Source organism: Desulfurivibrio nitratireducens (assembly GCF_044068515.1).
Classification (GTDB): domain Bacteria; phylum Desulfobacterota; class Desulfobulbia; order Desulfobulbales; family Desulfurivibrionaceae; genus Desulfurivibrio.
Genome location: NZ_JBIPKI010000019.1, coordinates 15,628 through 38,129 on the forward strand (window position 1 = coordinate 15,628; position 22,502 = coordinate 38,129).

Consider the following 22,502-nt stretch of genomic DNA (forward strand, 5'->3'; position numbering starts at 1 on the left):
AATAATTGTGGAAATGAGACTGAGATTCGTTTAAATTAACACGATTTGCCTCGCGCACAGTTACTTACGGTTCCCCGAACCGCTGATATATTACCTTTTCTTTTTTCCCCATCAAATCTTGAGCCAAGGAGTCGAACAATGTCGCGTAAAATGGTAACCATCGATGGCAACCAGGCCTGCACCCATGTCGCCTTTGCCACCAGCGAAGTCATCACCATCTACCCCATTACCCCCTCCACCCCCATGGCCGCCGAGTCGGACGCCAAAGCCGCCGCCGGCCAGAAGAACATCTGGGGTTCGGTGCCGGTGGTGACCCAGATGCAATCGGAAGGCGGGGTTGCCGGGGCCCTGCACGGCTCGCTGACCACCGGGGCTCTCTGCACCACCTTTACCGCCTCCCAGGGCCTGTTTCTGATCATGCCCAACATGTACAAGCTGGCCGGCGAGTTGACTCCCACCGTCTTCCACGTCACCGCCCGTTCCGTCGCTTGCCAGGGTCTGTCGATCTTCGGCGACCACGGCGACGTGATGGCCGTCCGCCAGACCGGCTGGGCCATGCTGGCCTCCCAGAACGTCCAGGAAGCCCAGGACATGGCCCTGATCGCCACCCAGTCTACCCTCAAGTCCCGGATTCCCTTTGTCCACTTCTTCGACGGTTTCCGGACTTCCCATGAAATCCAGAAGATGGAGCAGCTCAGCCACGACGACATGCGGGCGCTTATCGACGAAGAGTTGATCGCGGCCCACCGGGCCCGGGGGCTTTCCCCGGACCGGCCGATGATGCGCGGCACCGCCCAGAACCCGGATGTTTATTTCACCGGCCGGGAAACGGTCAACAAGTATTACAATGCCTGTGCCGGCATCGTCCAGGAAACCATGGACCGGTTCGCCGAGCTGACCGGCCGCCGTTACCATCTCTTTGATTATTTCGGCGCCCCTGATGCCGAAAACGTCATCGTGATGATGGGTTCCGGAGCCGAAACCGTCCGGGCCACCATCGAGCATCTGATTGCCAAAGATGCGGCTAAAATCGGCCTGGTTGTGGTGCGGCTCTATCGGCCCTTCGACAGCAAGGCCATGGTCAACGCCCTGCCGGCCACGGTCAAGCGCATTACCGTGCTGGACCGCACCAAGGAGCCGGGCAGCGTCGGCGAACCCCTTTATCTCGATGTCCGGGCCGCCGTCGGCGAAGCGGTGGAAAGCAATCGTCCCGCCAGCCAGCCCATGATCCTCGGGGGCCGCTATGGCCTTGGTTCGGCCGAGTTCAGCCCGGCCATGGTCAAGGCGGTATTGGACAACATGGCCGCCTGGGCCCCCAAGAACCATTTCTGCGTCGGGCCCAATGACGACGTGGCCATGACCAGCCTCGATTACGACCGTTCCTTCACCATCGAGGGCCACGACGTGCATCGCTGTATGTTCTACGGCCTGGGTTCCGACGGCACCGTGGGCGCCAACAAGAACACCATCAAGATCATCGGCACCGAAACCGCCAACAACGCCCAGGGCTATTTCGTCTACGATTCCAAGAAATCGGGTTCGATGACCGTCAGCCATCTTCGTTTCGGCAAAAACCGGATCATCGCCCCTTACCTGATCGACAAGGCAACCTTCATCGCCTGCCACAACTTCACCTTCCTCGACAAGTACGACATGCTGGGCAACCTGGAGGACGGCGGCACCTTCCTGCTGACTTCCTCCTTCGGTCCCAAGGAGGTCTGGAAACAGTTGCCCTCGGCGGTGCAAAAGCAACTGATCGACAAGAAGGCCAAGTTCTACGTGATCGACGCCATCAAGCTGGCCGAGGCCATCGGCCTGGGCGCCCGGATCAACATGATCATGCAGACCGCCTTCTTCCTGATTTCCGGCATCCTCAGCAAGAAGGAAGCCATTGACCGGATCAAGGACGCCATCAAGAAGACCTACGGCGGGAAGGGTGAAAAGGTCGTTAAAATGAACTATGACGCCGTCGATGCCGCGGTCAACAACATCAAGGAAGTCAAGGTTCCGGCCAAAACCGACGGCCACGAGCTGCCGCCGGTGGTTCCCGAGGACGCCCCGGAATTCGTCAAGCAGGTCAGCGCCAAGATGATCGCCGGCAAGGGTCACCTGGTCAAGGTTTCCGAAATGCCCGCCGACGGTACCTGGCCCACCGGCACCACCCAGTATGAAAAACGCAATATCGCCGTCCACGTACCGGAATGGCTGCCCCAAAACTGCATTCAGTGCGGCCGTTGCTCCCTGGTCTGCCCCCACGCCTCGATCCGGATGAAGATTGTCAAGTCGGCCGATCTCAAGGGCAAGAGCAAGACCCTCAAAACCGCTCCGGCCGTGGGCAAACAGTTCAAGGGCAGCGAAGCGGTGGTTCAGGTATTTACCGAGGACTGCTGCGGCTGCACCCTCTGCGTCGAGGTTTGTCCGGCCAAGACCAAGGCCCTGCAGATGATCGAAAACACCGACAAGGTTCGGGCCCAGGAAGCACCCAACGTCAAATTCTTCCTCGATCTGCCGGAAGTGGCCGACCAGGATATTGATATTGCGACGGTAAAGGGCAGCCAGCTCAAGCGTCCCCTGATGGAGTTCTCCGGGGCCTGTTCCGGCTGCGGCGAAACCCCCTACATCAAGCTGGCCACCCAGATGTTCGGCGACCGGATGCTGATCGCCAATGCCACCGGCTGTTCTTCGATCTACGGCGGCAACCTGCCCACCACCCCATACTGCAAGCGGGCCGATGGCCGTGGTCCGGCCTGGGCCAACTCCCTCTTCGAGGACAACGCCGAATTTGGCCTCGGTATGCGCTATTCGGTCAACAAGCTGGCTGCCCAGGCGGTGGAACTGCTGGGCGAAGCGGTAGCGGCCAAGCTGATCACCAAGAAAATGGCCGATGACCTGATCAAGGCCTCCCAGAAGAACCAGGAAGAAATCGAAGCCCAGCGCGAGCGGGTGGCCAAACTCAAGGAAAAACTGGCCGGCGACAACTCCGTAATCACCAAACGGCTGCTGCCGGTGGCTGATTACCTGGTCAAGAAATCGGTCTGGATCATCGGCGGGGACGGCTGGGCCTACGACATCGGCTACGGCGGCTTGGACCATGTCCTGGCCTCCGGGGAAAACGTCAATGTCCTGATCATGGACACCGAAGTTTACTCCAACACCGGCGGCCAGATGTCCAAGTCCACTCCCCGGGCGGCCACCGCCCAGTTCGCGGCCGGGGGCAAGAAAATGCCCAAGAAGGATATCGGCATGATCTTCGCCACCTACGGCAATGTCTATGTGGCCCGGGTCGCTTTTGGCGCCAATCCGACCCAACTGGTCAAAGCCTTTGCCGAAGCGGAAGCCTACGACGGCCCCTCCCTGATCATCGCCTACGCTCACTGCGTAGGTCACGGCATCAACATGGCTAAAGGACTGGACCAGCAGAAAAAAGCGGTGGACTGCGGGCACTGGCCGCTCTATCGCTTCAATCCGATGCTGGAAGCCGAAGGCAAAAACCCCTTGCACATTGAAAGCAAGGAGCCGTCGATTCCCTTTGCCGAATACGCCCTCAACGAAAACCGCTACCGGGCTCTGAAGTTGATGAACCCGGGCATGGCCGACAGCCTGATGGCACTCTCCCAACAGGATGTCCTCAAGGGCTGGAAGCGCCTGCAGGGTCTGCACAAGGCCCTGGAGCCGGAGAAATAAGCTTCTAATTAAAAAACGGCTAAACAGCGGCGGGACCGGGAAGAATTTCCCGGTCCCGCCTTTTTTTTACGAGCAACCTCAGCTTGTTATTCGCCGGACCTCCGCATCCCCCTCCCCGGTTAAAGCCGACAGGCCTTGCTGCACCGCAAGCCCGGGTCCACTCCTTTGCCGGGCAACGCTAAGGTCGGTTTCGGCCCACCGAGATAATCTCTCAAAGCCTCCTGGATTATCTGGAGGATTCTCTCCCTACAGGCCGGCATTTTTTTTAGCTCTCAAGCTCGACGAGAAACCTGCTTCAAGCCCGCCGGCCGATATTTTTCCGCCGACGATCTATACCGGTTGGGGCGGGAACTTAACCAGCTCGAGCTTCAGGCCGTTTATCAAGGAAGCTGACGGCGACTCGGCCGGACGATAACCCCAGATATCTTCAAGAAAATTACACCTGGCAATCGACGCCTTGGCAGCCATCAGTCCGGTACGCGACCATTTGACCTGAAAGTAACGCAGGCTGCCATTACGGTGGGTGAAAAACCCATGGTTCGGCTCCAGGAACCAGGCAGAGTCGGCGGTCGCGGCCCCGGCGCTTCGGGCCGCGACCACGAGTTCCGGCGAATGCAGGCGCCAGGAACGGTAAGTATTGTCCGCTTCCATCTCCACCTGGAGATCAAGCGGCTGAGTCCGGCAGGGCATGCCGAAAAACATCCGGGATATTAGCGCCAGCCAGGCGCAACCTAAATCCAGGCGGAAAAAATATACTCCGCGCTGCTGCCTCCATTGCACATAGGTGCGATAATTGACCTCGGGAAAATTGAAACTGGGTCCCAGCCGGCCCAGAGGGGCGAAGCGTTGCTGCTCAAATGCCAGGAGGCTGAGCCAGGCCGTGCCGCCATGGGTATCCAACTGCAGCGATGGATGAATCCTGGCGGCCAAAAGGGCGGCCGGCACAGGGTAGTTCAGGATAAGCAGATGGGCGAGAGTGTTTTTGAGGGTCATCGGCACCTAATCGGGGCTGAACGGTCGGTGGCCGAGCGGGCGCGAGAGTAGAGCGACCCGCTCGGCAGAATGAATGTATGATTATAAACGGCGTGGGCTGGAACGTTTGTCGGGCGGAAGCAGCAGGGTCCGGCCGGCAAGGATTAGGTCATTACAGATCAGCGCTGAATCCGGGTGATTTTTGATCCTTCCAGGGTCAGGTTATACATCAGGCCCCGGTTGGAAAAAACAAAGCCGATGACCGGCTGCTGCAGGGTGTTGGAATCTATTTCACCCCCCGCCCCGATGGTAGCGATGGCGACGCTGCCATCGACTCCGGCCTTCCAGCCCTCGCTGGCCTGGAAACTCCGCAGAGCTTCCCCGGTCATGAACATGACGATAACCCGCCGCACCTGAGCGCCCAATTGAAACCCGATCGAGGCCCCGGCGATGTTGTAGTAGGCAACCGTCTCTCCGCCGACCAGCAGCTTGCCCTCACCGTATTCCCCGCCAATCCCGATGCCGGCCTTGACCACCGAAGGAAAGACCAGCATCCCCGCGGCCTTTTGCGCCAGTTCCTGGCCGGCACTGGTGTGGGCGTAAAATTCCTTGAGAGCTTCCTCGGTGCGGGCATCGATCTCTTCACGGCTGGCGGAATAGGCCGGGACGACAAAAAGCAGGCAGAGCAGGGCAACGGCAAAGGGGGGAAATATTCTGGCGAATTTCATGGTTAGCTCCTCAACCTTAAGTTAAAACCGGCGGAATTCAGGGCGGCACGGGACTGGACCAAAAAACGGAACTTCCCGAGCAAAGCCGAGCGATTCCCCTTTTATTCAACCACCATCACGGCACAGTGCTTGGCATTATGCAGAACTCGGTTGGAAGTAGAGCCGAAGACGAACTCTTCCTTGTGCGAAATGCCGCGCCGGCCCATTACCACGATACAACAGCGCAGTTTTTCCTGTTCATCCAGAATGGCATCGCCGATGGAGGTGCACGGCCGTTTAACAACCCGGGTCTCGAGTTGGCCTTCGGTAAAGCCCGCTCCCTTTAGGATCTCCTTGAATTCCGCCAGCCGCTGGTTGACGGCCGCCTCCTTTTCTGCCAACCACTGGCGGCGTTCTTCGTCGTTAGGGAAAAAATCCTCCGAAGGTTCCGGCAGGATGGTAAGCAAGGTAATGAAAACATCCCGATAATCGCCAAAAAAATCGGCGACATAGAGTACCGCGCGGCGGGAGTTTTCCGATTCATCCACCGCCAGCAGGAGGTGGCGCTCCGTGTCCCGGCGGGCCAGATCGCTGAAGTCCTGTTCGCTCATGATTGCCTCCCTGTCTGCGCGGCTACTTCGGCCTGCGCTTCGGCCAGGTCATCGAGCAGCTGGCCGGTGGTTTCATAAAAAATCTTAGCCCCATGGGAAAAGTGGAGCAGAACCCGGTTAAGGCTTTCGGGAATGTAGGGGAATATTTTTTTCAGGTTGGCCACCCGGTTCTTATAAGAGATATTCAGATCCTCGCCCCATAGAAGGTCAAAAAGTTCCCGTTGATTATGGTAGAGGTCCGGGACCAGAATATCGCCCCGTCCGACCAGATAGATGATAATATTGCCCAACCCCTGCAGATCGAAGGCAAACATCGACTCGCCGTGGAGGTAGTTGTAGTCGAAATCGATCCAGCGGTAGCGTTCCCGTTCCCGATCCCAGAAGATGTGGTCCCGTCTGATGTCGCCGTGCTTTTCGCCATGATCGTGCAGAAACTTGATGGCCTGCACCATCTCAATATAGTGGGCCAGAATCTGCGGGAAGCGCTGGTGGAAGTATTCATAGTGGTCGCCGTCGTCATCTTCAATGACGCGATCGATGCTGCGACCGTAAATGAATTCCAGGATGCGGACGTTGTTGCCCGCCTCATCCCTGGTCCAGGTGCCGTGCATGAAGCGATCATCTTGGGCAACCAGGTCGAGGATACGCGCTTCTTTACGGGGACTCCGGAAACATTTAATTTCCAGACCGGCAATCCTGGTGATGAATTCTTCGTGGAATACCAGCTTGAGGATTTTAGTCTCCCCGGTTTTCAAGTCTATCGCCCGGCGCACCCAGTATTTGGGCTGGTCGTCGATCCCGAATCGCCCCTCTTTTTCGTAACGTTTGACCCAGTAGGCATTATCACCCAGCAGCACAACATCGTTATAGTCCAACTTGAAAAAATCGCTGGTATCGGCAATGATCCGGAAATTTTTCGGCACTGCGGCGGGCCCGGCATAAACCCGGATCAAATCGGCGATATCGCTTGCTGACAAATTTTTGGCGGCGGTCACGGAGTCCCTCCTCTTTTTTTATGATATCATCAGCAGGAGGGTGAAAGGCAATGGTTTTTCAACCGAACCGGCCGGAAAGCCGGCTCGGTCCCGTTACAGGAACAGGATATTTTTGCTCCTAACGGAATGTTGATGATTTTTAGGCGGGAGTTATAATGCCAGAGGATAACAAGGAGAATTGGTGATGTTGGAGGGAAAATTTCTGAATGATGTCGCGAAGATCCTGCTGATCACCCTGGTGCTGGCGGTTGGCTGCCTTGCTCCCGCCACCATCATGGCTAAAAGCGGCGACAATCGTGACCGCCAACGATTTTACGGCTGGGTGGAAGCAATGCCGGCCGGCCTGCACGGCACCTGGATCATCGGTGGCCGCCAGGTGACGACCAACCCGCGGACCCAGTTCGATCAGCAGGAGGGCCCCCTGGTGGTCGGCGCCTGCGTCAAGGTCGATATCCGCGGTGGTCTAGTCCATGAAATCGACAGCGAACCGCCCCATAACTGCCGCTGATTGCCCCCAGGGTAAAAATTCACCCTGATTCAGTCCCGCAGCGGGGCTGGGCCGACCCCTGGCCACGGCCTCGATCAGCCTTACGAGAAATCGGCCCGCCCTCAACTCCAGAGCCGGCAGGCCCTGGCCGTTCCCGCCCCACCTCCAGGAGCGCGTGCATGTTCATTCCCGTCGGGGACACCCCCAACCCCAGCAAGTTCGCCTGGATGACCTGGGGGTTGATGCTCATCAACATCGGGGTCTTTTTCTTGATTTCCCTGCCCCTGATGAATGCCACCCCTGATCCCGGCGACCCGGTGTACGCCCTGTTCCTCGAAAGCATGCGCGAACGAGGCATTGCCGTCCATCAGTTCCGTGATCAGATTACCGCCTACGATCTCCTGGTCTTTCGTTATGGTTTCCGCCCGGCCGAAGCCACGATCCTGACTCTGTTCAGTTCGATGTTTCTCCATGGCGGCTGGGCCCACCTGATCGGCAACATGCTCTACCTCTGGATTTTCGGCAACAATGTCGAATATCGCCTGGGGGCTTTGGGCTTTTTGGGCATGTATCTGGCTACCGGGGTGATCGCCACTCTGTTTTTTACGCTCTTCGTTCCCGGCTCCAATGTGCCGCTGATCGGGGCTTCCGGCGCCATTTCCGGGGTGCTGGGCTGTTATTTCCTCTGGTTTCCCCGCAACACCGTGAAAGTGTTCGTCTTTCTCTTCCCCTTTTATCTCGGCTTCATCTACGTTCCCGCGCCGGTGGTGCTCGGGGTCTATCTGCTGATCGACAACCTGCTGCCGTTTCTGGTATTGATGGGCGCCAGCAGCGGGGTGGCCTATGGCGCCCATATCGGGGGGTTTCTGGCTGGCCTGGTCATCGCCCTGGTCCTCCGCCACAAAGCCCCAAGGGGCGGCCGAGGGTAACCCGGAAATTCTTCAGCAAAAAATGATCCCCGTCAGAGGGACCTGCGCCGCGCTTTGTCCCTTTTCCCCAGCCACCCCAATCATTCCAGCGGCCATAGAGCTTGAGATGCCGGTCGGGTGAATCAGATCGGATCTTGGCCCCAAAAGACTGGGTCAGTCGCTGCCTTTTTTGTGGCGAACTTTGCCGCCGATTACAAAGGCGGCGCTCACCAGGAAGAGATTTTTGATGATGTACTGGCCTTCCAGGCTGACTCCGAGGGGAAAGTTGGTGAAGCATACCTCCGGCAGCAGAACCAGGGGCAGCATGGTGCCCGGAATCTGCAGGATGAGCAGCAACAAAGCCATGCGGAGCAGGGGCCGGAAGAGCAGGCCGATGCCAATGGCCATCTCCCACCAGCCCAGAATCGGGATGAACCAGGCCGGCGAAACCCAATATACCGTATTTTTGATCAGCTCCTCTTCCGGGCTCATCCCCAGGGGCTTGAGCGCCCCGAACCAGAGAAAGATGATGGCCAGGCAAAGACACAATACTGTCTGGCAATGGCGATCCAGCCAAGCGGAAACCAAGGCGTCGAACCGGTCAAGCCAATCCGGCATCCAGTATATTTTTTTTCCCGTCATTGACCGGTCCTACCACGTCGCCCCAAGGGTGGGCGTTTGTTGCCAGCCGTCTATAACCGCAGGCAGCGGCTTTGCTGCTGGTCTCCGGTGCCGCCCCGGTCCCCAGGCATCAAGAGTAAGCCAATTGGGGGATATAGGCGTTCCTGAGAATAAAATTTTCCAATCTTTCCACCTGACCGTCGCTTAGTTCGCCAAATTGCACCCTGCGCTTCCGGAGCCGGTATTTGTCGGCGAGAGGAGGGCCAACCTCCTGGTCGGCCACGATTTCGAAAGGGAGTCCATCCAGAGAAAGATCATCGCCGCTGAAGAGCATTCCTTCCCGCGGCAATTCTCCGGCCGTAGGCTTATGGTCCTGGTAGGTGAAGCAGACTCCCCCCATGCCGATCCTGACTACTCGGCCCAACTCCCGATGGACGACATAGATTTCTCCGCGAGGGACAAAACAGGGCAGGTTCCTCCGCAGCCGCCGGGTTTGAGGCAAGGGCAGAATCGGGAGGCTGGCCAGTTGCCGGAGAGGACGCCACCGCTCGGAGGGGCGGTATCCATGGCTACCAGAATAAGAATAACGCTCCCTGATCGCTTCCTTCAGGGTGAAATAAACCGAGAGATCCACCGCATCTTCATACCTCCCCATGAGCGCTCCTCCTTCGTCTATCGGGTTTTCATCGGCCTGAGGCTAACTCCTGGCCCTATCTTAACGAATTGGATTGATAAATAAAAATGAATAGTTTAGATGTAAAATATCAGTTTTGCTTAAGATTACCGTCGGCCGGAGCAGGCCCGGACAGGAGGGCGACAGAATGACAATCACCTTGCGGCAGCTGGAAATTTTTGTCGCGGTGGCGGAAAACGGCCAGGTAACCAAGGCCAGCAGCAAGCTGCACCTCACCCAGTCGGCGGTAAGCATGGCGTTGAACGAACTGCAGAACCAACTGGCGGGTTCGCTTTTCGACCGCAGGGGACATCGCCTGCTGATCAACGACCGGGGGCGCTATCTGCTGCCCATCGCCAAGAACATCCTCTCCCAGGTCAACAACATTGAGGCACTGCTCAGCGAGCAGGGAGAAAATGTGGCCGGTTCCCTCAAAATAGCGGCCAGCTCCACCATCGGTAATTACGTCCTGCCCTATTTCATCGGAGTCTTTAAAAAGCTGTACCCGGCGGTATTTCTCAACATGGAGGTCTGCAATACCCGCCAGGCCGAAAAACTGATCGTCGAAGGAGTCGTCGATCTGGGCTTTGTCGAGGGAGAGGTCAGCCATGACCAGGTAAAAACCATTCCCTGGCTGCGGGACGAACTGGTGGTGATCGCGGCACCCACCCATCCCATGGCCGAAAAAACCACCTTCGAGGTTCCGGCTGATCTCAACCGCTGCCAATGGATCATGCGGGAAAAAGGTTCAGGAACCGCCCAGGTTTTCAAAAAAAAATTGGGCGACAACGTCACCGGTTTGCAGGTGGCAATGGAGCTGGGTCACACCGAGGCGATCAAAAAGGCGGTGGAGTCCGGGGCGGGGGTGGCCTGTCTCTCCAGCCTGACCATCTGCCGGGAATTGGAGGAAGGCCGGCTGACGTCCCTGAGGGTCGAAGGTCTTGATATGGGGCGCACCCTCCACACCATCCATTACCGCCATAAAGCGATGACCGGCCTGATGAGGGCATTCGTCAACTTCTGCTCCCTGGTCAAAGAGAGCAACCCCGGCTGCGCCTGCCTGACTTCGCCCCGCAAGCTGCGGGAACTGCTCCTCGCCCGCAACCCTCCCGGAAGCCAAACCAATTCGTAGACGCCTCCGGCCAAGTGGCGGATTGTCGAGGCTACCAGGGATGGCCGGTGCGGCTCAGCCTTGGGCGCCTTGGCGGGCCTGTTGCAGGCTGGTGAAGATTGGGGTGGGGAATCGAGCCAGCTTGCCCTGGCGGTCGACGACGGCGTGGATGGTATGGGCCAGGGCCAGCAGCCGGCCCTGCTGGTTGCTGATCCGGTAGTTGAAACGGCAGGAGACTTTTTTCAGCTCGACCAGGGAAGTTTCCACCAGCAGCAGGTCGTCGTAGCGGGCCGAGGCTTTGTAGCGGACCCGGCAATCCACCACCGGCAGAATCAGCCCCTCATCCTCCAGGCTCCGGTAGGAGCGGGCCACCAGGTCGCGCATGTACTCGGTCCGCCCCGCCTCACAGAAACGCAGGTAGTTGGCGTAATAGACCACCCCGCCGGCGTCGGTGTCGCCATACAGCACCCGGCAACGCTGGCGGTGGACCGGGTCCTGCAGGGTAAATTCGTCACTCATTGATCAGGTCCAGATTTTTTTTAGCATCAGGGTTCGGGTTTTCGGCCAACGGCCAGGCCCCCGTTACTCTGCTTCGGTTAATTACCCCGGCCCCTGACCAGCAGGCGCAGGAATTCCCGGCCGTCGGCCAGCAGGGGGGCCGCGGCCGCCCGCCGTTCAGAGAAATGGCCTTGGGCCGGTTCCTGCCAGCAGGAGCCATCGGGGCAGGCCGCCGGATCGCGGGCATCGCGCTCAGAATCAAAGAGGGCGAAAGGGACCGGCAAATCGGCATGGGTGCGGGTCTGCAAAGGGGTGTAATGGTCCATGGTCAACGCCAACCGGAAAGGCTCGCCGCGCCGCTGCAAGCCCTCGAGGACCGGTCCGACCACCTGCTGGTCAAAATCCTCGATGGCTCGAAGCTTGTTGTCCAGATCGCCCTGGTGGGAGACCTCGTCCGGGGCCTCGACATGGACAAAAACCAGGTCGTGGCGATCCAGGGCCGCCAGGGCCGCGGCGACTTTGCCGGCGTAATTGGTATCCAGGTAGCCGGTGGCCCCGGGCACATTGATGATTTCCATCCCGGCGTAAACCCCGATGCCTTTGAGGAGATCAACGGCGGAGATCAGGGCGCCGCTGACCCCGTATTGCTCCTTGAGCGTCGGCATGGCCGGCGGCCTGCCCTCCCCCCAGAGCCAGATGGCATTGGCCGGATTGCGGCCCGCCGCCCGCCGCTGCCGGTTGAGCGGGGCGGCATTGAGCAGTTCGCCGGCCCCCTGCACGACATCGGCCAAGCCCGGCACCGCCAGGTAGCGGCGCCACAACTCGCCGACCTCCCGGCCGCTGTGATCATGGGGGGGAACGGTGACCAACCCGGCGCAATCCCGCCGCCAGACCAGGAGATGGCGGTAACTGATGCCGGGGTAAAAGCGGCAGTATTCCGAACCAAGTTCCCGGTCCAGCATCCTGATCAGTTCAGCGGCGGTGGCCGTATCGATGTGGCCGGCACTGTAGTCAACCATGGTAACGCTTTGGGGAGCGGCATACTCCAGGGTTACCAGGTTGCAGCGAAAGGCGACGGCGTCCGGGGGCAATTCGACTCCCATGCTGGCCGCCTCCAGCGGGGCCCGGCCGCTGTAGCATTCGGCCGGCAAATAACCCAGCAGGGAAAGATTGGCCACGTCACTGCCGGGGGCAAAGCCCGGCGGCACTGTTTGCAGGCGGAAAAGCCGTCCGCGGGCGGCGACAAAATCCATCACCGGCGTGGCGGCGGCCTCCAAGGGGGTGCGGCCGCCCAGGGCCGCAATGGGCATATCGCCCATCCCGTCGCCCACTAAAATAACGTACTTCATCACATGCCCTCGCCGGGTGCCTTGTTGCGCCAAGATTTCACCTGGCTATACGCCATTAATGGTCGCCCGGAGTTGCGGCTCTGTTTCTTGCTGTCGGCCGGACTCATTTCACTCGTCATCCATAATCCGGATCTTCACAGTCGGGGCGGCGCAAACCTCCAGAGAGTCGATTTCGGCCAACGCGGCCTGCACCGCCGCCTCCTCGGCCTCGTAAGCCCGCATCATCACCGGGACCACCCCCTGCTCTTCCCGACCCTGCTGGAGCACGGACTTGATACTGATCCCGTGCCGGCCCAGAATCCCGGTAATGGCGGAGAGTACCCCCGGTTTGTCCTGCACTGTAACCCGAAAATAGTAGGGACAGCGCAGCCGTTCCAAGGGAGTGATGTCGATCTCCCGGAAGGAGGAGGGCAGATAACCAAGGCTCGGCACCCGGTTGATCGCGTTATTGATGATATTGCGGGCAATATCGACAATGTCGGCCACCACCGCGCTTCCGGTGGGCATCTTGCCGGCCCCCTGGCCATAGAGCAGAACATCGTCCACCATGTCGCCGGTGAACTGGATGGCATTGAAGGCCCCGCCGATATTGGCCAGCAGTTCCCGGGTCGGCACCATGGTAGGGTGAACCCGGGCTTCGAAGCTGTCGCCATGGTTGCGGCTGATGGCCAGCAGCTTGATGCGGTAGCCGAACTCCCGGGCAAATTCGATATCAATGGGTTCGATGCGGCTGATCCCCTCGGTGGTGACCTGGTCCAGGCGGACATGGGCGCCGTAAGCCATGCTCATCAGGATCACCAGTTTGTGGGCGGTGTCGATCCCCTCGATGTCGTAGGTGGGGTCGGCTTCGGCATAACCGTGGGCCTGGGCATCCTTAAGTACGCTGGCAAAATCGAGGCCTTCGTCGGTCATCCGATTGAGGATGTAATTGGCGGTCCCGTTCATAATTCCGATAATGGCTTCGATCCGGTTGGCCACCAGTCCTTCCTTAAGAGCCTTGATCACCGGAATGCCGCCGCCGACGCTGGCCTCGAATCCCACCTCGACGTTCTTTTCCGCCGCCGCGGCGAAAATTTCCCGGCCGTGCTGGGAGATCAGGGCCTTGTTGGCCGTGACCACATGCTTGCCGTGGGCGATGGCCTTGAGCAGAAAGCTTTTGGCCGGCTCAATGCCGCCGATCAATTCCACCACGATATCAATATCGGCGGCAGCGAATACCTGTTCGGCATCCCGGGTCAGTTCAACTCCGGCAAACTCCGGCGGCAAGGCGGCAATGGCGATATCCGCCACCCGGTGCAGGCGGATGTCCATCCCGGTTTTGCGGCGCAATCTTTCCGCCTGCTGCCGCAAAACCTCGGCGGTGCCGCTTCCTACCGTACCGAATCCGATCAATCCCACCCTTATTTCCCGCATCCATGATCCTCATTAAGATAAATATTTGCCGTATAGCTTGCTACTTTCCTCACCACGAACCGCGGCCGGCCGGTTAAGCCGCCGGGCCAAACTTCGCCCCCCCGCCTGGCCCGCCCGTCCCCGGGGTACTTCTCACCTTAACGGCTGGCGGCCCCTGCGGATCAGGTCGGCCCAAAACAAGCCGCCCCAGAATTACCTTCTTTACCCTTTGATGTCAAAATTAAATTGTTTAACAGAGCCGTCATTACAACGAGAAAACAAAAAAGTGGAATAGCTCGTGCTTGCTGCCCGCCGGCACCACCCAGACCAATGCCGCCAACGGGTGTACTCAGGGGGCCGGAGGATTGGTCAGCATCCAGAAACGCAGGGCCGTGCGGCCGCTTTCCCGCTCCCGGGCGCTGATCATAACGCGGTTTATCCTGCGGGTCAGCGGGGTCTCGTTGTCGATATAAACCCAATCACCCTCCAGGGTGGCCTGCTGCCATCCCAGTTCACTGACGAAAATTCCGAAGGAATCCGGCCGGTAACGTTCCGGGTACAGAAGCCTGGCCCCAAAGCGGGCCGGAGGGTTTTCCCTCAGGGGAGCAAAATCCGGCGTCATGTCGGCAAAGGGCAGGTCAATTCGCTCCAGGACCTGGCGGAAATGTTCCAGGCTTGCCCATTCAGTACCGAGGATCGGTTCCCGGGGGATCAGAAAAAGCTCGGTGTCGTCACTGACCGAGCCGGCATCCTGGGTCAAGGCCGCCTCGTAGCCCGCCTCGCGGATCTCCGCAAGGACAACATCATTGTACTCACCGTAAGGAATCGCCATAAAACGGGGCTTGACCCCGAGGCGGCGCTCCATGATCGCCGCTCCCCGGGCCAGATCGGCCCGGATCCAGCGGCGGTATTCAACTTCGCTCATCCCGGAGGGCCAATCGGCCAGACGATGGTGCGAGTAACTGTGATCTTGAAAGTCCACGCCGGCGGCGGCCATTTCCTCCACCTGATCCCAGGTTAAATAGTTGGGGTATCCCCTTTCGAGTCCCTCGACATAAAGAAAAACCGTGAACGGGTAACCATATTCCCGCAAAACCGGCCAGGCTTCGCTGAAAGTGGTGTGATAGCCGTCGTCAATGGTGATAACCACGGTTTTAGGGGCCAGGGGCTTACCATCGCGCAAACTGGCCACCAACTCCGCCAGCGGAATAACCTGGTAATCATGGACCGCCAGGTAAGCCATTTGCTCGCGGAATTGATCCATTCCCACGTTGGTCGTGGGATAGCGCTCGTCACCAAAATGGTGATATATAAAAATCGTCGCGTCGCCCCGCGGCTCCCCGGCCAGCGCCGGTCCCGGCACCAGCAGGAACCAGGCCAGCAGCAGGGCTAAAAAGCTCCCCCGGGAAAAGGACCAGGCCCTTGGGGCCAATCGGATTTGCGATTCCCTTGACATCATCGTACTCCCGGGCCGGGGCCAATCATAAACAAACACCCAATCGTCATAAAAATTCCCCGACAATCAAAAATCCCGGCGGGTTACAATCACCGGCTCGCTGTCAAATTGGTCCAGAACTTGCTGGGGAGGCAGGGCCAGGGTAAAATTGTCATAACGCTGGAGCTGATTGACCCGGATAAGGCGATCAAGATCCGCCACATATTCCTCCCGTTTCTCCGAATAGTATTTTAAGCCGTTGACCAGCTCCAAGGGGTCCCTGCTTTCCCGCCTGATTTCTCGCAGGGTCCGGTAAGCTCCGACCCGGTTCAGCATCAACAGATAGGAGCGCACCGAATCGAGCAGGGAGTCGTAGATGGCCACCCGATGAGTCATCCCCTGCTCCCGGTTGGCCGGGACCATGCCATGTTGGCCCCAGGTCCAGATCCCGAAAACATTATTCCCTTCCAGGGCGAAACGGGAAGCTCCCCAGGATGACTCCATGGCCGCCTGGGCCAGCACCAGGCTCAGGGGAACGACGTCAACTCGGTTGAGCAGCACCTTGAGATGGTCGGTGCGGTATTTGGCGCACAATTCTTCGAGAAAATCGACCTCTGCCCGGCTCAGGCCGCACTGGTTATGCTCCACCGCCCCGTCCAGCAATTGGTCCAAGGTGCATGATTCCAGGTCCATCCGGTCGATTATTTTCAACAGTTCCGCCCGTTCCTGGCTCACCTCGGCCAGGGCCACCAAGGCGGTGGGCGCCAGGGCATGGAGGAACATGCGTTTGCGGTCCGTATCATTTAAGCCTGCGATATCATGGGGGAATGAGGCAAAAATGACCGGCGACAAGTAGCCGCTGTCATCCAGATCCCACAAGCCCTGTTCACGCAAATAGGAAATCATCCCCGCACTGTCTTCCACCGTCACCAGCATAACCGGGCTGGGCAACTCGCTCTTGGGGAGAGGCAAGTCGGCAGGATCAAGCAGCGGCTGGCGGGCAATCGCGATCAGCAGCAACAGTCCCAACAAGCCCAGGCCTACGACCAAACGGGTCAGGGCCGGATCTATATCCTGGCCGCCAAAACGATGACCGGCGCCCGCCGGCGTTCCTAAATTTTCTTCATCGGCCATAACCGGACATTCTCCTTCTCAATATTATTGCAGCGGACAACTTGCCCTGTTGCTAAACCCGCATTTATACCATAAAAAATAATTGCCCGCAAAAATATGCCCGCCTATCCCCCGGAGGCCAGGTCCGCAAGTCCCGGCCCAGGACCAACGGCGGGCTTGCGGCAAGATTCCGCTGGAGTAATAATTTTGATCCCGGTAAGATCGGGCCCTGAAAATCATATCCTGCCGCTGTCTTAACGTACTGGAGGTTCGCCGTGCTCGCCCAGCTTGTCTTAGCAGTCGGTTTTGCCCTGGTGGTTTCCGCCCTTTGCAGCATTATGGAGGCCGTGCTTTATTCCGTGCCTCTGAGCCGGGTGGAGCTGCTGGCCCAGAAACGCCCCTATATCGGGAAAATTCTCAAGAAACTGAAAAAGGATATTCATCGCCCGATAACCGCCATTCTGACCCTCAACACCATCGCCAACACCGCCGGGGCGGCGGTGGCCGGGGCCGCCGCCGCCGTGGTCTTCGGCGAACAGCACCTGGCCTGGTTCTTCGTGGCCTTCACCCTCAGCATCCTCCTTTTTTCGGAAATTCTCCCCAAGACTCTGGGCGTTACCTACAGTAAAATTCTGGCCCCCTGGATTACCCTGCCTCTGCATTGGCTGGTAAAACTGCTGGGCCCGGCGGTCTGGCTGATCCAGGGCATCACCAGCCTTCTGGGTGGTGGCCGTAGCGAAGAGGTGCTGGTTTCGGCCAAGGAGGTCGCGGCCTTTGCCGCCATCAGCCAGAAAACCGGCGCCATCGACGCCCAGGAGGCCAGTGTAATCACCAATATTCTCGAACTGCGTCACAAAAGGGTCCGCGAAGCCATGACACCCCGAACCGTTACCTTCACCCTGAGCGCCGATCTCACCGTAGGGGAGGCGCGGGAATTCGAGAAAAAATGGAATTATCACAGCCGGGTTCCCGTTTACGATGGCGAGGCGGACAATATTGTGGGCATGGTCCTGCGCAAGGATGTGCTGCTGAGTGCCGCCGCCGACAAGGACCAGCTGCTGCTTCGGGAGTTAATGCAGCCAGTCCATTTCGTGCCTGAATCCGCCCGCCTGACCAAAATTCTGCTCGATTTTTTTGAATTGCGCCGCCACCTTTTCGTGGTGGTCGACGAATACGGCGGCTTTACCGGAGTAATCAGCCTGGAAGATGTACTGGAAGAGATTGTCGGACGGGAAATCATCGACGAATCGGACCAGATCAAGGATATGCGGGAGCTGGCCAAAAAGAAAAGGGAGACTTTCCTGCAGCAGTTCGATAAGCCGGGCTGAAGCCTCGACGACTTTGAGCCTTGAACCTAAAAAATAACGGCCAGATAGGCCACCAGCAGCAGAATGATCAGCACGTTGATCCCCAAAAAGTTACTGAACTTGACCATCCCGGCGAAATCCTTGAGACAGAACTGCCAGAGAATGTAAAGGCCGGCGATGGTACCGTTGAGCATGAAAACCGCGGCCAGGATCTGCACCGGCAGGTCGGGGATGGTAAACTGCATTTTTTCCAGGAGCAGCAGACCGAACTGGCGGCCGGCGGTGGGCAGGAAATCACCGATGCCGGCCGTGAAGTAATGCATGCGGTAGACCAGCTCCCCGCAGAACGCCAGGGGGATCAGGATCGGCACCAGGGGGGAGAAGCGGCCGAACATGGGATCTTCGGTGACCCCGAACAGCTTGGCCCCGTAATTAATTACCCCGATTACCGCCGCGAAACCCAGCACCAGCAGAATACTGAACAAAACCGCATCGGAAAACCCCAAGGACTGCTGCAACTGGGCATAGCTCGGAGTTTCCCGGAAAAACCGGGCAAGTTGCGAACCGATCAGGAAAGGAACAATATAGCTGCAGGTAATGTATCTGCCCTTGTTGCGGATCAACTCCGAATAGGGGTTACGCAGCAGCAGTTGCGGTGAGTCCCGGTCACAGGCCGGCAGACAATGGCCGCAGACCAGGCAGTGGAGATTGTTCTGGACATTGAAAGCCCCGAGATAGACCGGGCAGCCCCGCTTGCCCGGCTCTCCCTTCTTGCAGGCAAAAGTGGTGCAGCCCCGGCATTTGTCATGATCAGGCCGGAACTCAGTGATCGCCAAGGTGGCGGCGGCCCCGCTGATTCGGCCCAGGGGACAAAGATGGCGGCACCAGGCCTGGCCGGGAAAAAGCACCGAGAGCAGAGAGGCTCCGAAAACGATGGCCAGCAGGAAAAAGGTGGTTCCCAGCGGGGAGCGATCGAGCCCCCCCACCACTTCCGTCCAGATAATCAGGGCCAGGAGAAAAACCGAGCTGTAAACCCCGTATTTCTGCAGGATGCGCGGCACCGGACGATTAAGCGTCCAGCCTTTGTTCTGCAGAAAAACTCCCAGGCCGGGGAAGGGACAAATCCCGCACCACATGCGGCCGACAAAGAACCAACTGAGGACGATGATCGGCCAGATCACCCCCCAACTCAGAAAAACCACCACGTTATGCTCGGGATTGCGGGGGCCGAAAATACCCAGCAGCAGGATTAGAATAAAAAGCAGATCACTGGCGATCCGCATGTAGGCGTAATTATGCCGGGCGGCCAGAAAGCGCCGAATGCTGGGAAACACCCTGAACAGATCAAGCCGGTCACGTTCGTCGGCGGAAATGAGACTCCTCAGCGCCCTGGTCCACCAACTCACCTTCAGCTTACCTCTTCCAGGACCACGTTTACCAGCATCTCTTCCCCATCCCGGATAATGGTCAGGTCAACGGCATCGCCGACCCGAAAATTATCCATCCTGTTGCGCAATTCATCGAAATTACGAACCGGCGCACCGGCCACGGCAATGATGACATCCCCCAGGATCAAGTCTCCCCCCACTTGGCGGCTGCCCCGCAACCCGCTGGCTTCGGCACTGCTGCCGGGGCGGATATTGACGATCAGGACTCCTTCCACCCCCAGGCGGCGGGCCAGCTGCTCATGGGCCACGGTGATGCCCAATCCGGGCTGAATCACCCGCCCGTAGCGGATTATTTCCGGCACTACCCGGTTGACAACGTCCACCGGCACCGCGAAACCGATTCCGGCGCTGCCCCCGGAAGGGCTGTAAATGGCGGTGTTTACTCCGATCAGGCGCCCGGCGCTGTCCAGCAGGGGGCCGCCGGAGTTGCCTGGATTGATGGCGGCGTCGGTCTGGATAACCCCCTGAATGGTTCTGCCGGTCACCGCCCGAATCTCCCGGCCCAGGGCGGAAACAATCCCCGAGGTCATGGTCTGGTCAAGGCCGAAAGGATTGCCGATGGCAAAGACCTGCTGACCGACCAGCAGATCGCTCGAGGTCCCGATGCGCAAGGAGGTGAGCCGCTCTGCCGGGGCGTCGATCTTGAGGACCGCCAGATCCTTGTCCGGCGCCACCCCCACCACCCTGCCCGACCATGAGCTTTGATCGGCCAGGGTCACCTCTACCCGGTTGGCATCTTCGATTACATGGTAATTGGTGACCACATGGCCATCCTGGTCCCAGATGAAACCAGACCCCGTCCCCCGGGGCAACTCGTAGATGTTGAGGGAAAATAGACTGCGGCGCAGCTCGATGGTGGTAATGAAGAGCACCGCCGGGGAAGCGGCGCTGAAAATCTCGATGGCCGTTTTCTCGGCGGCGGCCAGATCGCCCCGGGCGGTAATTTCCCGAGGTTCCGGCGGCGGCAACGGAGCTTCCGTTCCTTCATGAAAAAACCACCACCAGCCAGCAATAATAATCACCAGCAGCAGCAGCACCGGCACCCGGCGAGCGGGTTTGGCAAAACGAGGGGTTTTCATCTTAAAGACCGAGGAGAACTTTGGCGATCACAAAATAACCCGTAATCCCGACAATATCCATCGCCGTGGTGATAAAGGGGCCGGTGGCGATGGCGGCATCGACATTAAAACGGCGCAGGATCAAGGGTATGGCCGCCCCCATACTGGCCGCCAGGGTCATCACCATCAGGATCGACAGCCCAACCACCACCCCCAGCAGGGCCGGCTCGGTATAGCCCAGCCAGGCCAACAGCCCGAGGAAAACTCCATAGGCTCCGCCCAGAATCAGGCCGACCCGCATTTCCTTGAAAATCACCTGGAAAAGTTCGTCCATATTGACTCGGCCGGTGGCAATGCCGCGGACCACGATGGTACTGGACTGGGTACCTATATTCCCCCCCATGCCCGCCACCACCGGGATAAAGGCGGTGAGGGCCAGCACCTGGGCCAGTTCGTCTTCAAAAAAAGTGATGATAAAGGCGGCTGCCACCCCGCCGACCAAAGTGGCAAACAACCAGGGAGCCCGGGTTTTGGCGTTTTCCAAGACGGGTTTGAGCAGGATTTCCTGGTCCTTGCCGGCGCCGGCCATCCGCAGGAAATCCTCGGTGGCCTCTTCCCGGATAACGTCGATGACGTCGTCAACGGTGACGATCCCCAGCAGCTTGTAGGAGGAATCCACCACCGGCACGGCCAGGAAATTATACTGAGAAACGATATGAGCCACTTCATTCTGGGGGGTGATGGTGGAAACCGCGATCACTTTGGGGTTCATCACGTTTTTGAGCAGGCGATAGGGAGGATGGAGCAGCAGTTCACGCAGGGACAGCACCCCGGCCAACTGTTTTTCCGGTCCGTGGGTGGTGTAGAGGTAAAAAGAGGTTTCGGATTCCTCACTGCGTTCCTGCACGTTCCGGATGGCCTCCCCCACCGACATTTCCTCGTCAAAGGCCATGAAGTCAGGCGACATCAGGCCGCCGGCGGTCTCGGGATCGTACTTGAGGAGGGCGTCCACCTCTTCCCGATCGGCCTTGCCCATGAGCTTGCGGATCTCATTGGCCATTTCCTCGGGCAGGGCCTCGAGGAGGTCGGCGGCGTCGTCCTTGTCCATCTCCTTGACGATGGCCGCCATGTACTGGGGAGTAAGCTCGCTCACCAGTTCGAGCATGATTGATTCATCAAGCTCGCTGATGAATTCGCCCACCATTTCGGTCTGGGCGATGATGTTGAAGATGCTGCGACGCTCGTTGGGGGTAAGATGGCGAAAGGTCCAGGCGATATCGGCGGGATGGGTTTTCTTCAGCATCTTAAGAAGATGATCGACCGCATTACGCCGGTTAAGGCGGCGGACGGTATCCAGGATCATCTTCCCTTCGTTGCCGATCAGTTCTCGCTTATGCCCTTTGCGCATATAATGTTTCCCGCAATTTCTGGCTCCCGGCCGTAATGGCCGCAGTAATAAACTCTTATTTTATATCGTGTCGGCCGGGGGGCGTCAATCGGCTTTAAGGAACGGTTAATTTCCCGGGGCACCTGCGAAGCCGCCTTCACTACTCCTGGAGCCAACGCCCCAGAATTTCAGCAATCTTGGCGGCCTGGTCGCGGCTGGAAATGTTGAACTTGGATTGCTGGGAATACTGGCCGCCTACCTTGCGATAACGGCGGATCGTGTACTGATCGGGGCCGTAAGCTCCCTTTTTCTTGTCCCACTGCTGGAAGCGAAAGATGATGGTCGCCCAGGCTCCTTTGCTGAGAACTTCCTTGGCCAGTTCCTTGACCAGCAATACCCCGTCTTCCTCATAATTAATCGTAATTTCCGCTACGTCGGCCGCCATGAAGAACTCCTCGGTTAACAGGCTAAAAAAAAAGGGTTTAGCGGCGCAATCTGCTAAACCCTTGATCATTTGCTGGTAGCGGGGGGAGGATTTGAACCTCCGACCTTCGGGTTATGAGCCCGACGAGCTACCGGACTGCTCCACCCCGCGTCAGATCAAGGCATGATAACTCGTTTACGGTAAAAGTCAAGGCTTCTGCCGGAAAAGTTTTGCCCCACGCAGTTCGTGGATTGCTTGGCGGGCCGGGGAGCGGTTGCATTAAACAAAAACTCGGACGGGGCTGGAGTTTCCTGTTATCTAT

The 22,502-nt window shown here is 58.6% G+C and carries 20 protein-coding genes and 1 tRNA gene; 5 read left to right on the forward strand and 16 right to left on the reverse strand.

What is annotated here, in order from left to right; all coding sequences use genetic code 11:
• Positions 1–138 precede the first annotated feature (138 nt).
• Positions 139–3,684 carry a pyruvate:ferredoxin (flavodoxin) oxidoreductase gene (nifJ, locus tag ACHHTY_RS06735; RefSeq protein WP_395493335.1) on the forward strand — a complete coding sequence of 1,182 codons (3,546 nt, stop codon included), beginning with the start codon at positions 139–141 and terminating at the stop codon, positions 3,682–3,684.
• A gap of 330 nt (positions 3,685–4,014) precedes the next feature.
• Here the strand turns inward: nifJ and ACHHTY_RS06740 are convergent, their stop codons facing one another.
• From ACHHTY_RS06740 to ACHHTY_RS06755, 4 genes are all read right to left on the reverse strand, one after another.
• Complete coding sequence (locus ACHHTY_RS06740; RefSeq protein WP_395493336.1) at positions 4,015–4,677, reverse strand: DUF2071 domain-containing protein; 663 nt, start codon at positions 4,675–4,677, stop codon at positions 4,015–4,017.
• Positions 4,678–4,835: 158 nt separating this feature from the next.
• On the reverse strand, positions 4,836–5,384 hold the full coding sequence (locus tag ACHHTY_RS06745) for a BPSL1445 family SYLF domain-containing lipoprotein (protein ID WP_395493337.1): 549 nt from the start codon (positions 5,382–5,384) through the stop codon (positions 4,836–4,838).
• A gap of 101 nt (positions 5,385–5,485) precedes the next feature.
• On the reverse strand, positions 5,486–5,974 hold the full coding sequence (locus ACHHTY_RS06750; protein ID WP_395493338.1) for a universal stress protein: 489 nt from the start codon (positions 5,972–5,974) through the stop codon (positions 5,486–5,488).
• Entirely contained in the window at positions 5,971–6,969 is a 999-nt protein-coding gene (locus tag ACHHTY_RS06755) for a protein kinase family protein (RefSeq protein ID WP_395493339.1), read from the reverse strand. The genes ACHHTY_RS06750 and ACHHTY_RS06755 overlap by 4 nt, the downstream gene beginning before the upstream one ends.
• Positions 6,970–7,153: 184 nt before the next feature.
• Here ACHHTY_RS06755 and ACHHTY_RS06760 point away from each other — a divergent pair, with 184 nt between their 5' ends.
• Positions 7,154–7,477 (forward strand): DUF5666 domain-containing protein, encoded by a 324-nt coding sequence (locus tag ACHHTY_RS06760; protein WP_395493340.1) that lies wholly within the window; start codon positions 7,154–7,156, stop codon positions 7,475–7,477.
• Between the two features lie 158 nt (positions 7,478–7,635).
• The gene (locus ACHHTY_RS06765; protein ID WP_395493341.1) at positions 7,636–8,385 is read left to right on the forward strand and encodes a rhomboid family intramembrane serine protease; all 750 of its coding nucleotides are present in this window, start codon (positions 7,636–7,638) and stop codon (positions 8,383–8,385) included.
• A 153-nt stretch (positions 8,386–8,538) separates the two neighbouring features.
• Here the strand turns inward: ACHHTY_RS06765 and ACHHTY_RS06770 are convergent, their stop codons facing one another.
• Complete coding sequence (locus tag ACHHTY_RS06770) at positions 8,539–9,006, reverse strand: hypothetical protein (RefSeq protein ID WP_395493342.1); 468 nt, start codon at positions 9,004–9,006, stop codon at positions 8,539–8,541.
• Between the two features lie 109 nt (positions 9,007–9,115).
• Positions 9,116–9,640, reverse strand: a complete 525-nt coding sequence (locus ACHHTY_RS06775; RefSeq protein ID WP_395493343.1) for a hypothetical protein — start codon at positions 9,638–9,640, stop codon at positions 9,116–9,118.
• A 166-nt stretch (positions 9,641–9,806) separates the two neighbouring features.
• Between ACHHTY_RS06775 and ACHHTY_RS06780 the strand changes: the two genes are divergently transcribed.
• On the forward strand, positions 9,807–10,790 hold the full coding sequence (locus ACHHTY_RS06780) for a LysR family transcriptional regulator (protein WP_395493344.1): 984 nt from the start codon (positions 9,807–9,809) through the stop codon (positions 10,788–10,790).
• A 54-nt stretch (positions 10,791–10,844) separates the two neighbouring features.
• Here the strand turns inward: ACHHTY_RS06780 and ACHHTY_RS06785 are convergent, their stop codons facing one another.
• From ACHHTY_RS06785 to ACHHTY_RS06805, 5 genes are all read right to left on the reverse strand, one after another.
• Positions 10,845–11,288: an acyl-CoA thioesterase gene (locus ACHHTY_RS06785; protein ID WP_395493345.1), complete on the reverse strand. Its 444-nt coding sequence runs from the start codon at positions 11,286–11,288 to the stop codon at positions 10,845–10,847.
• Positions 11,289–11,365: 77 nt separating this feature from the next.
• Complete coding sequence (locus ACHHTY_RS06790; RefSeq protein WP_395493346.1) at positions 11,366–12,616, reverse strand: cofactor-independent phosphoglycerate mutase; 1,251 nt, start codon at positions 12,614–12,616, stop codon at positions 11,366–11,368.
• A gap of 108 nt (positions 12,617–12,724) precedes the next feature.
• Positions 12,725–14,029, reverse strand: a complete 1,305-nt coding sequence (locus ACHHTY_RS06795; protein WP_395493347.1) for a homoserine dehydrogenase — start codon at positions 14,027–14,029, stop codon at positions 12,725–12,727.
• Between the two features lie 328 nt (positions 14,030–14,357).
• Positions 14,358–15,467, reverse strand: a complete 1,110-nt coding sequence (locus ACHHTY_RS06800) for a polysaccharide deacetylase family protein (RefSeq protein WP_395493348.1) — start codon at positions 15,465–15,467, stop codon at positions 14,358–14,360.
• Between the two features lie 63 nt (positions 15,468–15,530).
• Positions 15,531–16,577, reverse strand: a complete 1,047-nt coding sequence (locus tag ACHHTY_RS06805; RefSeq protein WP_395493349.1) for a glucosaminidase domain-containing protein — start codon at positions 16,575–16,577, stop codon at positions 15,531–15,533.
• 254 nt (positions 16,578–16,831) lie between these two features.
• Between ACHHTY_RS06805 and ACHHTY_RS06810 the strand changes: the two genes are divergently transcribed.
• The gene (locus ACHHTY_RS06810; protein WP_395493350.1) at positions 16,832–17,884 is read left to right on the forward strand and encodes a hemolysin family protein; all 1,053 of its coding nucleotides are present in this window, start codon (positions 16,832–16,834) and stop codon (positions 17,882–17,884) included.
• 26 nt (positions 17,885–17,910) lie between these two features.
• On the opposite strand, the gene ACHHTY_RS06815 is transcribed toward ACHHTY_RS06810, so the two are convergent.
• The 5 genes from ACHHTY_RS06815 to ACHHTY_RS06835 all read right to left on the reverse strand — a co-directional run bounded on the left by ACHHTY_RS06815 (position 17,911) and on the right by ACHHTY_RS06835 (position 22,351).
• Positions 17,911–19,269, reverse strand: coding sequence for a 4Fe-4S binding protein (locus ACHHTY_RS06815; RefSeq protein WP_395493351.1), 1,359 nt, complete (start codon positions 19,267–19,269; stop codon positions 17,911–17,913).
• A 2-nt stretch (positions 19,270–19,271) separates the two neighbouring features.
• The gene (locus ACHHTY_RS06820; RefSeq protein ID WP_395493352.1) at positions 19,272–20,390 is read right to left on the reverse strand and encodes a S1C family serine protease; all 1,119 of its coding nucleotides are present in this window, start codon (positions 20,388–20,390) and stop codon (positions 19,272–19,274) included.
• A gap of 1 nt (position 20,391) precedes the next feature.
• A complete protein-coding gene (mgtE, locus tag ACHHTY_RS06825) occupies positions 20,392–21,777 on the reverse strand; it encodes a magnesium transporter (protein ID WP_395493353.1) in 1,386 nt (461 codons plus the stop codon).
• A gap of 139 nt (positions 21,778–21,916) precedes the next feature.
• A complete protein-coding gene (locus ACHHTY_RS06830) occupies positions 21,917–22,201 on the reverse strand; it encodes a hypothetical protein (protein WP_395493354.1) in 285 nt (94 codons plus the stop codon).
• A gap of 73 nt (positions 22,202–22,274) precedes the next feature.
• Positions 22,275–22,351: transfer RNA gene (locus ACHHTY_RS06835), tRNA-Met, on the reverse strand.
• Positions 22,352–22,502: the final 151 nt, after the last annotated feature.